This window comes from Pseudoalteromonas sp. J2K-J979 (assembly GCF_058169715.2).
In genome coordinates, this window is sequence record NZ_CM200281.1 from 597,871 (window position 1) to 609,550 (window position 11,680).

The 11,680-nt window shown below is 41.2% G+C and carries 12 protein-coding genes and 1 pseudogene; 8 read left to right on the forward strand and 5 right to left on the reverse strand.

Going from position 1 to position 11,680, the window contains the following annotated elements; all coding sequences use genetic code 11:
- Positions 1-98: 98 nt before the first annotated feature.
- Entirely contained in the window at positions 99-1,244 is a 1,146-nt protein-coding gene (gene argE / locus AC3KVK_RS02900; RefSeq protein ID WP_490310708.1) for an acetylornithine deacetylase, read from the reverse strand.
- A gap of 186 nt (positions 1,245-1,430) precedes the next feature.
- Between argE and argC the strand changes: the two genes are divergently transcribed.
- The 7 genes and pseudogenes from argC to AC3KVK_RS02935 all read left to right on the forward strand — a co-directional run bounded on the left by argC (position 1,431) and on the right by AC3KVK_RS02935 (position 7,786).
- Positions 1,431-2,447: an N-acetyl-gamma-glutamyl-phosphate reductase gene (gene argC / locus AC3KVK_RS02905; protein ID WP_490310709.1), complete on the forward strand. Its 1,017-nt coding sequence runs from the start codon at positions 1,431-1,433 to the stop codon at positions 2,445-2,447.
- Positions 2,440-3,201 carry an acetylglutamate kinase gene (gene argB / locus AC3KVK_RS02910; protein ID WP_490310710.1) on the forward strand — a complete coding sequence of 254 codons (762 nt, stop codon included), beginning with the start codon at positions 2,440-2,442 and terminating at the stop codon, positions 3,199-3,201. The genes argC and argB overlap by 8 nt, the downstream gene beginning before the upstream one ends.
- A gap of 8 nt (positions 3,202-3,209) precedes the next feature.
- Positions 3,210-4,130, forward strand: coding sequence for an ornithine carbamoyltransferase (locus AC3KVK_RS02915; protein WP_490310711.1), 921 nt, complete (start codon positions 3,210-3,212; stop codon positions 4,128-4,130).
- Positions 4,131-4,139: 9 nt separating this feature from the next.
- Positions 4,140-5,345: an argininosuccinate synthase gene (locus AC3KVK_RS02920; RefSeq protein WP_490310712.1), complete on the forward strand. Its 1,206-nt coding sequence runs from the start codon at positions 4,140-4,142 to the stop codon at positions 5,343-5,345.
- 65 nt (positions 5,346-5,410) lie between these two features.
- Positions 5,411-6,778 (forward strand): annotated as a pseudogene (gene argH / locus AC3KVK_RS02925) (argininosuccinate lyase); the annotation flags it as partial.
- 246 nt (positions 6,779-7,024) lie between these two features.
- Positions 7,025-7,231 carry a hypothetical protein gene (locus tag AC3KVK_RS02930; RefSeq protein ID WP_490310713.1) on the forward strand — a complete coding sequence of 69 codons (207 nt, stop codon included), beginning with the start codon at positions 7,025-7,027 and terminating at the stop codon, positions 7,229-7,231.
- Between the two features lie 39 nt (positions 7,232-7,270).
- Positions 7,271-7,786: a hypothetical protein gene (locus AC3KVK_RS02935; RefSeq protein WP_490310714.1), complete on the forward strand. Its 516-nt coding sequence runs from the start codon at positions 7,271-7,273 to the stop codon at positions 7,784-7,786.
- A gap of 55 nt (positions 7,787-7,841) precedes the next feature.
- Here AC3KVK_RS02935 and AC3KVK_RS02940 read toward each other — a convergent pair whose 3' ends face one another.
- Entirely contained in the window at positions 7,842-9,287 is a 1,446-nt protein-coding gene (locus AC3KVK_RS02940; protein WP_490310715.1) for a capsule assembly Wzi family protein, read from the reverse strand.
- Positions 9,284-9,766 (reverse strand): pantetheine-phosphate adenylyltransferase, encoded by a 483-nt coding sequence (gene coaD, locus AC3KVK_RS02945; protein ID WP_490310716.1) that lies wholly within the window; start codon positions 9,764-9,766, stop codon positions 9,284-9,286. The genes AC3KVK_RS02940 and coaD overlap by 4 nt, the downstream gene beginning before the upstream one ends.
- A 141-nt stretch (positions 9,767-9,907) precedes the next feature.
- Here coaD and AC3KVK_RS02950 point away from each other — a divergent pair, with 141 nt between their 5' ends.
- Positions 9,908-10,552, forward strand: coding sequence for a TetR/AcrR family transcriptional regulator (locus AC3KVK_RS02950; protein ID WP_490310717.1), 645 nt, complete (start codon positions 9,908-9,910; stop codon positions 10,550-10,552).
- Positions 10,553-10,620: 68 nt separating this feature from the next.
- Here the strand turns inward: AC3KVK_RS02950 and AC3KVK_RS02955 are convergent, their stop codons facing one another.
- A complete protein-coding gene (locus AC3KVK_RS02955; protein WP_490310718.1) occupies positions 10,621-10,944 on the reverse strand; it encodes a MaoP family protein in 324 nt (107 codons plus the stop codon).
- Positions 10,945-11,122: 178 nt separating this feature from the next.
- The gene (locus tag AC3KVK_RS02960) at positions 11,123-11,677 is read right to left on the reverse strand and encodes a DUF1415 domain-containing protein (protein ID WP_490310719.1); all 555 of its coding nucleotides are present in this window, start codon (positions 11,675-11,677) and stop codon (positions 11,123-11,125) included.
- Positions 11,678-11,680: the final 3 nt, after the last annotated feature.

Consider the following 11,680-nt stretch of genomic DNA (forward strand, 5'->3'; position numbering starts at 1 on the left):
AGTAATAGTTCAAGATATTTATCTCAAGCGGGTTACTCTCATCGTAGAAAGTAACCCAGCGTAAAATAGAGTTTTTATCCGGTAATAAAGTTATTTAGTTAAAAACAACTTTGTAAAATTAACTCCTTAATCATTGTCTGGGTGGGTGCTATTTTCTCAACCGCAAGGAATTCATCCGGCTGGTGGGCTTGTCTAATGGAGCCCGGTCCCATCACAATTGTTTGACATCCCAACTGTTGAATAAATGGTGCTTCTGTACAGTAGTTTACGGCTTGTGCTGGTTGCCCTGAAATTGCTTCGGCTAGTTTGACTAAGCTGCTATCAACTGTTCCGGTAAATGCAGGGATCGGATCATGTAAATCAATGACTTCAACAGAATTCGGGTAGCGTTGATTAATGTCTTTGACTGCATCAAGCAGCAAAGCTTGTAATTCTGGAATACTAATTCCAGGTAGTGGGCGAAGGTCAATGTGAAGCTCGCAACAGCCACAAATTCTGTTTGCATTATCACCACCATGAATATGACCTAAGTTGAGAGTGGGATAGGGCACTGCAAAATGATTAATTGAATAGTTATTCTTTAACTGCTCTTTCAGTCTCAGTAAGTTGCTAGTAACAAGGTGCATGATTTCTATCGCGTTAAGCCCAGCGTCAGGATCGGAGCTATGGCCTGCTTTCCCTATCACTCGAATTGCAGCAGACATATGACCTTTGTGCATAAAAACCGGAACCATGTCAGTGGGTTCGCCAATAATACATCGCTCGGGTTTTAAATTATCGTGCTTTGCTATTTGTTGCGCCCCTGCCATTGTCGTTTCTTCATCGGCGGTGGCAAGAATGATAAGCGGCTTTTTTTGTTTTGTTAAATCAATAGACTGGAGTGCATTAAAAATGAAGGCAAAAAAACCTTTCATATCGATGCTACCTAATCCATAGAGTTTGTCTTCCTTTAACGTTAACTGAAACGGGTCGACTTGCCAGCGGCTATCATCAAAAGGGACGGTGTCAGTATGCCCAGCGAGCATTAAACCACCATCCCCTTCGCCTAATTTAGCGACCAGATTAAACTTTCCGGGAGCCTCGGTCAGTTCTGTCACTTCACACTGAAATCCGAGCGACTCCGCCCATGTAGCTATCAAGTCTATAACACCTCGATTACTCAAATTAAGGTGCTCGACCGTAGCGCTAATAGAAGGTGAAGCAATGAGTTGTTGGTACATATCAAGAAATGTCGGCTGAGCCATAAAAACTCCAAAATAATTATGCAAGATTGTTGCATATTAATTTAAATCTATTTATGCTGCTTAGCAATTCAAAATAGTAAGCCGCATCGTTTTTTTGTCATATTATGAATGCATGTTGACGATAGCAGTTTTCTATTATTAGCAAAGTAAATTTAGTGCGGCATAAGCTGTTTTTTTTGAGGTGTCATGAACGTCATTATTGTTGGTGCAAGTGGGTATAGCGGAGCCGAATTGGCTAGATTAGTTGCTGTACATCCTAAATTAACGTTAGCAGGTTTATTTGTATCTGAACAAAGTTTAGATCAAGGAAAGCTACTTAGTGATTTATATCCTCAATACTCCGGCTTGATTGATTTACCACTTCAGCCTTTAAACTCTAGTGCTCTGCAACTCATAGAACAGCAAGCCGATTATGTTTGCTTGTGTACTGAGCACAAAGTCAGCGTTGATTTAGCCCCTCAATTTCTTGAAATGGGCAAGCGAGTCTTTGATTTATCTGGCGGTTTTCGTCTGAGCAGTGATGAAGATTATCAACGTTATTATGGCTTTAGCCATTCTCAACCCGAGCTATTAGCACAAGCGGCTTATGGTTTAGCTGAATGGAACGCAGAAGCAATTGCTAAAGCACAGTTAGTGGCTGTTGCGGGATGTTATCCAACCGCGGCACTCAACGCATTAAAACCTTTAGTTGATGCAGGCTTAGTGAATGATTTACCTATTATTATCAACGCGGTGTCGGGTGTGAGTGGTGCTGGCCGTAAAGCCAATATATCGACTGGGTTTTGTGAAGTGAGCTTAAAACCGTACGGTTTATTTAATCACAGACATAGCCCTGAAATAGAACGCTACTTAAATCATAAAGTAATTTTTACTCCGCATTTAGGTAATTTTCCTCGTGGAATTTTAGAAACCATTTATGTGCAATTAAATGAAGGGGTAAGCCCTGAGCAAGTGGCCGAAGCTTATCAATGTTTGGCTCATGAACCTTTGATTAGATTGTTAGGTGAGAAAATCCCGTCAATTAATGGCGTAGTTAACCAAGCGTTTGTCGATATCGGTTGGCAACAGCAAGGCAATATGTTGATTGTTATGAGTGCGATTGACAATTTGCTCAAAGGAGCTGCGGGACAGGCGTTGCAATGTATGAATATTGCAATGGGGCTTAGCGCTCATTTTACCTTAGTTGGAGGTCAGTATGACTAAATGGGTGATTAAGCTCGGTGGGGCAGTTTTAAATTCTGAAGAGGCTGCTTCTGCGTTATTTAAGGTAATGAGTGAGCAAAAAAATGCACAATTTATTATTGTTCATGGCGGCGGCGCTCTAGTCGATACATGGTTACAAGATGCTGGTTTTGTGAGCAGTAAACATGAAGGGTTACGGATCAGCCCCCGAGAGCAAATGCCCTATATTGTCGGTGCTCTAGCAGGCTGTGCTAATAAGCAGTTAATGGGGCAAGCAATCGCTTCAAACATGACACCGGTTGGTATTAGCCTATTTGAAGCTGGGATTGTGAGTAGTCAAAAGCTTAAAGCTCTAGGGTTGGTTGGTACATGCAGTGAAGGCGGTGTTAATTTGGTTCCGACATTATTAGCAAGTAACTTGTTACCCATTATCAGTTCGATTGGTTTTGATAACGACGGTACTTGGTACAACGTCAATGCTGATGAAGCAGCTGCTGCAATTGCTAAAATTCTCGATGCCGAGCTTATTTTTATGACGGATGTCGAAGCGGTACTTGATGAAAATAAACAACCGTTGCATCAGTTGGATGCACAACAAATTAGTGAACTAATTGCTTCAGGAGTGATCTTGGGTGGGATGCAAGTCAAAGTTGAGACGAGCTTACTCGCTGCCCAACATTTACGACGCGGTGTCTATATTTCGAGTTGGCAAAAGCCAGAAAACTTAACCGCTCTACTTAATCAAGAGCATGTAGGAACCAAAATCGTCCCATAGGAATAGATATGTTACAGCATTATTTACACGGATTAGAGCTGAACAAGCAGCAATTATTAGCCTTACTCAATTTAGCGCAAAAAATTAAAGCGCAACCGCAAGACTTCAACCAAGCGCTTGCGGGCAAGTCGGTGGTCACGTTATTTGAAAAGCCGAGTTTACGAACTCGTTTGTCTTTTGATATTGGAATCAATAAATTAGGCGGCCATGCAGTCTATCTCGATCAGCAAAATGGCGGTATGGGTAGTCGTGAATCGGTCAAAGATTTTGCCCTGAATATTTCGACTTGGGCAGATTGCATCGTTGCACGGGTAAATGAACATGTAACGTTAAAAGATTTGGCCGAGTACGCCAATGTGCCAGTTGTAAACAGCTTATGTGACTTGTATCACCCGTGCCAAGCATTAGCTGACTTTTTAACGCTACAAGAAGTACATGGCGATGTGAGTGAGCTCAAGCTCGCATATTTTGGTGAAGGTAATAACGTTACACACTCTTTGATGTTATTAGCCGCCACGCTTGGAACTGATTTTGTGGCAGTGTGTCCGAAGGGGCATTCACCTGATGCGCAAATTGTAAAGCAAGCTGAACTGATTGCCTCTGCAAATGGTGCGTCAATTCAAGTGAGCGATAGAGTTGAAGCTGCCGTTGGCGCAAATGCTGTTTACACCGACACTTGGGTATCGATGGGTGACAACACACCACTCAAAGTGGTGAAAGATAAGTACATGCCCTACCAAGTCAATCAGGAGCTGGTGGATTTAACCGGTGCTAGTAGCGTGCTGCATTGTCAACCAGCTCACCGTGAAATAGAGATTACTTCTCAAGTGATGGACGGCCCAGCATCTAAAATTATTCAGCAAGCAGAAAATCGCATGCATGCGCAAAATGCTTTGCTTGTTACTTTATTAAATCCAAATTTTGTTTAAGAGATCAACATGAGTTCAATTAAAAAAGTCGTTTTAGCCTATTCAGGTGGATTAGATACCTCAGCCATTGTTCCTTGGTTAAAAGAGAATTATGGCTGTGAAGTTGTTGCGTTTGTTGCTGATGTTGGTCAAGGTGCTGAAGAGCTTGAAGGCGTTGAAGCTAAAGCGTTGGCTTCAGGTGCATCAGAATGTCATATCGTCGATTTAAAAGAGGCGATGGTTGCTGAGTATATTTACCCTACACTTAAAACAGGCGCAATTTACGAAGGCACTTATTTACTAGGTACTTCAATGGCTCGTCCGATCATTGCAAAAGCACAAGTCGAAATAGCCAGAAAAGTCGGTGCTGATGCACTCTCACATGGTTGTACTGGTAAAGGTAACGATCAGGTTCGCTTTGAAGGCTGTTTTGCTGCTTTAGCTCCGGATTTGAAAGTGATTGCGCCTTGGCGTGAATGGGACTTAACCAGCCGCGAATCATTATTAGATTATTTAGCAGAGCGTGATATTCCTTGTTCGGCTTCAGCAACCAAAATTTATAGCCGAGACGCCAATGCATGGCATATTTCTCATGAAGGTGGTGAGTTAGAGAATCCTTGGTGTCAGCCTAGCGAACAAGTCTGGACGTGGACAAACTCTCCAGAGCAAGCGCCGGATCAAGCTGAGTTAGTGACGCTAACTGTTAAGCAAGGTGAAGTTGTTGCGGTCAATGGTCAAACATTAACGCCTTATGAGTGTTTAGTTAAGCTTAATAAATTAGCGTCGGTTCATGGTATTGGGCGCGTGGATATCGTCGAAAACCGTTTGGTTGGTATGAAGTCTCGAGGTTGTTATGAGACTCCAGGTGGAACGGTTATTATGGCAGCTCTGCAAGCGATTGACGAATTGGTCCATGATAAAGCGAGCCGTAAATGGAAAGCGACACTGGCAGGCGAGTTTTCTCATTTAGTTTATGATGGTCGCTGGTTTACTCCACTTAAAGATTCGATTTTAGCCGGAGCAGAAGCGTTAAGTGCGGTTGCGACAGGTGAAGTGGTGTTAAAAATGTATAAAGGCCAAGTTACAGCCGTCCAAAAGCAGTCTCCGAACAGTTTATATAGCGAAGATTTTGCGACTTTCGGAGCTGATGATGTGTATGACCAATCGCATGCTGAAGGGTTTATTCGTTTGTATTCATTAGCGAGTCGTATTTCAGCATTACATAAAGCGAAATAAATAACGGCGAGTCTTTTTTAAAGGGCCGAAAGGCCCTTTTTCACTGGGTTTATGAGGAATAAAACATGGCATTATGGGGCGGACGTTTTTCAACAGGGCCTGATCAAGCATTTAAGCAATTTAATGATTCGCTTCCGTTTGATTATCAACTAGCAGAACAAGATATTGTTGGATCAATCGCATGGGCGGGCGCACTTTTGCAAGTCAACATTTTGACTGAAACAGAGCATAAGACGTTAGTTGCTGCACTTGACGCTTTATTGATTGAGGTGCAAGAAGCGCCTTCATTACTTCAGGAGTCAGATGCAGAAGATATTCATTCATTTGTTGAAGATGCGCTGATTAAAAAAGTGGGTGATTTAGGCAAAAAGTTGCACACCGGGCGTAGCCGAAACGACCAAGTGGCCACTGATTTTCGATTGTGGAGTCGCGAAACAGCTGAGCAGTTATTGCTCGCTTTAGCTGAGCTTAAAAAGAGTTTTGTGGATCTAGCTGAACGTGAGCTGGGCACTATTTTACCCGGGTATACACATTTGCAACGCGCTCAGCCTGTACTGTTTAGCCATTGGTGTATGGCTTATTACGAAATGCTGAGCCGTGATGAAAGTCGATTACAAGATGCATTGACACGATTGAATGTGTGCCCGCTAGGCTCTGGTGCGCTAGCGGGGACTGCTTATCCGATTGATCGGCAACAACTTGCCACCCATTTAGGCTTTCGTGCCGCTAGTCGTAATAGTCTGGATGCTGTGTCTGATCGTGACTTTGTCGTTGAGCTACTGAGCTGTGCGTCTATTTCCATGATGCATTTATCTCGTTTAGCCGAAGATATGATTTTTTATAACTCAGGCGAGGCAGGGTTTATTGAATTAGCTGATAATGTTACTTCTGGTTCATCTTTGATGCCGCAAAAGAAAAACCCAGATGCGCTTGAGCTCATCCGCGGTAAAACTGGGCGAGTATTTGGTGCGTTTTCTGCCATGATGATGACGCTAAAAGCGCTACCTTTAGCTTATAACAAAGATATGCAAGAAGACAAAGAAGGGCTGTTTGATGCGATGCCGACATGGCTTGCCTGTATTCATATGGCACAAGCTTGCATTAGCGGTGTCCAAGTTAATGCTGGGCGAACCGAGCAAGCAGCCCGAGGTGGTCATGCCAATGCGACTGAGCTTGCGGATTATTTAGTAAAAAAAGGTATTCCTTTTCGAGAAGGTCATCATATCGTTGGTCAATTAGTGCAAATAGCAATTGCAGAAGGTAAAAGCTTAGAGCAACTGAAGTTGGAGCAATTTCAGCAGGTCTGTGCGGTAATAGAGCAAGATGTTTACCCTGTGTTGGAGCTTGATGCGTGCATTAATGCGCGAGTTGCATTAGGTGGGACCTCTCTTGAGCAGGTCAAATCAGCCATTACTGTTGCTCGACAAAGTGAGGTTTTTAAGAGCTAAGTAAGAAACAATTACTTAATATGTTAAAAGCACGCCTTGAGCGTGTTTTTTTATGACTTTTTATGGAGTTAGTGAATAAAAAAATAAACTTGGCCTCAATTTTGCTACAAGTTAAATGATGTGTCAAAAAATTGTAATTGGATACTTCAACCTGTCAGTTTTGTGTCTATTGTGAAATGAGCCACCAGACTGCTGAATCTATTTATTTAATTAATTTACAAGGAAATTAACATGCAAATTAACGCAAATAGCGGTGTTTCAGCCCTAGCTTATGCTCAAAATCAAAATACTCAACCAGCTCAAACGCAAAGCACTGGTACAAACACCCTACAGTCTGATAAAGTGACCTTTTCTCAGCAGGCGATGGAAATAGGTGGTGCGCAGCTACAGCGTGGCGGTGGTGGTGTTATCCTTCCTGACATTAAGACTGAACGGTAGATCTTATCGAGAGAGTCTTAAATAATATAAGAGTTTAAAATGCTTTTTTTTAGTGAATACTTAGGGATACATTTTAATGGCTTGATGGTTTGGGGATTCTTGATGGCATTCTTTTTTAGTTTGCTGATGTACTTTACTGAAGCAAGAAAAGATTTATCTGTTATGTCAACATCCCTGATTATGTTTATGTCATATTTCATCAGTGGAGATTGGGATTTATATATTTCAGATAAAACCCAAATTTATCTTTTCTGGCTTTATTTTGACTTTTTCACCATCTTTTTAATTTACATTACTCATAGACTCTTTAAATTTGAGGTAAATAGTGCCATCTACCTTATCTATATTGGATTGATACTCAATGCTATTTTATTTTTAAGTATGCATATTGATATTAATGTAAGAATGAATAGAGAGGAGTGGTGGCTTTGGAGTTTATACTCCATTGGAATGAATGCAATAGACTTTTCGATGATAGTCTCTCTAATAGTAGCTAAAGACTTTTTGAAAATAAGTTGTATTCCTAAGTTATTCACAAAAAAAGCGCTGACTTAGCGCTTTTTTATGGTGTGTGGCTCGTCTGAAATACGATAGGCACTTTTCAAATTTCTTAAAATCGATATTCCCAACTCATTTGTACGGCGCTGAAGTTCTGGGTTTGGTTGTCTGACTCGCTTTTTTCTCGCCAAGCACTGGCCGATACTTTAAATAACCCGTCAAAGATACCTTGCTGATAACCCACTTCTATTTGTAGTTGTTCATTGATGGCCGTTTCGTCGAGTTGACCTAGTGGTCGATCAAATTCTATCTGGCGAAGCTTTGTATAGGCAGCGACCCCATTGATTTGATGGTATTGAAGACCGAGAGTATTACTCGTGGCAAATGGCCCGATGCTTGCTCCGAGTATTTGTTGGTAATGCTGATAGCCGTCGCTGAACGCAGGGTGTTGATAACCACAATGAAAATGTTTATCTAAGCTTGCGCAAGTTTTCTGGGTGTTACTGTGCTCTAGATAGCTTTTGATAACATAATCAACATCACCAAAAAAGAGCTCTGCGCCCAGAGTGTGATTGGTTGATTCGGGTAGTAGACTGCTTTGTTTATCGCCTGCAAACTCACCATAAATAGCGCCGCTATGACCGAATAGGAGTGTTGAATATTTAATATCAACTGCACTGAGCTGATTGTAATAATTTAGCCCTGTAGCAGGGTCTATTTTATTTTTACCCAGCATAACGTTACCCAAATCGCCAACGTCATCGGCTTGATCACTGGCATCAAATTGGGCTGTTTGACTATAGGCTATTTCGAGGCCTGTTAATGGGGTTGCTGCAAAACGAGCTCCCCAAAATTTATTAGTAACAGGCGTTTGGCTTGGGTGTTTTTGCTCGCCAATTAAGGCGGTAAACTGCCAATTACCGATAAATGATAATAAATTAGGACCAAAGTAATCGCTGTTGAATCGGCTGAGTCGTAGTGCTTTCATGGGAGAAGCATTGTTTGATAGCATCAGTGCATTGTCGTTAGCTGGCCCCCACCAACGATTTACTTGTTCAGCGCTGATGACCCAGTTACCCATTAATACGGCTAAATAGCTGTCATCGTACGACAGGGTTTTATCATTGTTGGCGTTATATGCTGCTTGAACGCTTACTTTAGCCGTGACGTTATTACCCATTAACACACTGTAGCCCTGGATCGCGGCTTCTTCTTGGTAGCGCTCACCAAAACTTTGAGTGTCAGAGGGGCGGCTATTAAGTTTAATTTTAATACCAGAGCGGGTGCCTTTTTGAGCAAAACGTAAGGCATGGCGAACATGATTAAAAGCAAATTCAGCTTCTTTTGGGAGCTGATTTCGCTGAGCTTGGCTTAAGTCTTGTGCTATGCCTTGCCACATTAGAGGGTAGTTATTGACCGGGCGGCGTATCACGCCATAACTTACCAGCTGTTCAATCGATTGACGCAAGTAAGTATCGGTGGTGCCAATCCACGGTTCGGCCCGCAGACTTGAACAAGTTAATAAAGCGCAAGTAATAAGGGTGCGACGTAACATCATCCGCTAATTTTTTCCTTTAATGCTTTTTCAACCGCAGGGTGTACAAATTTACTGATGTCACCTTGGTGCAATGCGACTTCTTTAACGAGAGAGGATGAAATAAAGGAGTTCTCAACTGAAGGAGTTAAAAAAATGCTTTCTAAATTTGGATTTAAACTGCGGTTCATATTGGCAAGTTGCAATTCAAATTCAAAATCTGACACTGCACGAAGCCCACGAACAAGCAAATTAGCATGTTGTTCTTTAGCTAAATCAGCTAAGAGGCCCGAAAAGCCAATTACGTCAACATTGGGAATATGTCCTAATACTTCATTTGCTAAACTGACGCGCTCATCAAGAGTAAAAAAAGGTTGTTTATTTGGGTTGAACGCTATCGCAAATGTGACGTGATCAAACATTTTTGCTGCGCGCTCTACTAAGTCAGAATGGCCATTGGTAAGGGGATCAAACGTGCCTGGATAAATTGCTTTTACATTCATAATGCGTTTAATTCACAAAAAATTAGTAACGATATAAGATTTAGCTTTAGTTTATCAGTGTTTGTTCTCAATAGCAGCCTTTAGGTTCCAAGTAACATTGTTTATAATACGCGCTTAATTATTGTATGGAATCAGAATATTATGAGTACCAAGGATAAAATAATTCAGGCCAGTATTGCTTTATTTAACGAGCAAGGTGAACGTGCAGTTAGCACCAATCACATCGCGGCCCATTTGGGAATTAGCCCTGGCAACTTGTATTATCATTTTAAAAATAAAGAAGATATTTTAAGACATATCTTTGCGTTATATCGAGAGCATTTACACACTCACTTTACACCGATTAACCCAAACGAAGATCAACTCGAACAATTAGTCGGTTATCTCGATTCTTTATTTGAGCTGATGTGGAAGTTCCACTTTTTCTACGATAATCTTGGTGATATTTTGTCGCGAGACGATACCCTTAAAAAAGAATACCACGCCATGCAAGCCAGTCTGCTTGAACAGATCTCAGACGTGGTACGCGGTATGAAAGTAGCAGAAATTATTGATATCGAAGAGCAAGATATTTTGGATTTGGCACACAGTGTGAAAATCATGGTGAGCTTTTGGACGCCGTACTTAAAAATTCATAAGTTTGATTCAAGCCTGCTAAAAACAGATATTTATAAAGGTTTGCTAAAAATACTCTTATTATTTAAGCCATATAGTTACGGAACGGGTAAGGATAAAATAGCTCAATTGCAGCAGCACTACCAAGAGCTAGCTCAAGCTGAACAGTAAAAAAAATACGCTCAGCAAGGAGAATATTATAATTCTACTCACTGAGCGCATTCATTCAATTGCTTGAATTAGGCGTTAGAAAAATCAATAGTTGGGCGAGAGGTTTCTTTTTTACCAAAAGCACTAAAAAAGGTGTCTTTTCGTGAAATCTCTTTTTTATATTTAACCCATACTTTTTCTAAACTGGTTTGTGCATCTTTCGCGCCATCACACACCATTATGAAGTCATACTCGTCTGGTAGTTCAGGTTGCAATACTTTGTTTTGTAATTTTATTAAGGTATCACCGTAGCTACTTAATAGTTCAGCTTCGCTAATCGAAAAAGAACCTGAACGGCGGAACCCCATCGGGAAGTTTATATCATCAAAAAACTCAAATTGACCGGTACGCATACATTTCTCCGCAAGACTGATTGATCGAGCTAAATATGAATCAGGATTGGGATTTGGTAAAACATAATTTTTTTATCGGTAAGAACAAAAATATTTATCGAAATCTAGCGAGCGCGAAAAATATTTTTGTCATATAAATGAGTAGATTACCTGTGGGCTTAACGAGTATAAAAGAGAGTTATTTTTTATCGTGATTGATACAACTTGCCAATAACTGTTGCCAAAAGTCACTGCCTTTACGTCTGGCAAGCTTAATGTTGTGGTCGGGAATAGATTCAGGCTGATCGTATTCATCTAATGCAAGGCTCATACTCTGTTCGCGGATCAAATGCAGTGTAGGGTAGGGAGCGCGATTAGTATAATTTGCAGGGTCATTAGTTTCGCTGTCGGCAAATACGTAATCAGGGTGAAAGTTTGCAATTTGGTAGGTCCCTTCAAACCCTTGCACAGCGAGCATAACATTCGCTAAATCAACTAAAGCTAAAAAATCATCAAAATCAGCAAAGCCATCAGGGTAAATCAGTAAAGTTGTTTCAATTTCAGGATGTTGATCAAGTTCAAAGCAGCCATCTAGCATGCTCATTACTGCATCTTCTGCTGTACTCTGTGGACACACAGTGTACTTAATTTTGTTGTTTTCAACTTCTGCTCGTGCAAATGGACAAAAGTTATATTTAACAATCACATTGCTGACCCAGAGTTGAGTCTGTGTGATCGCAGGATGTTGGGACATAGA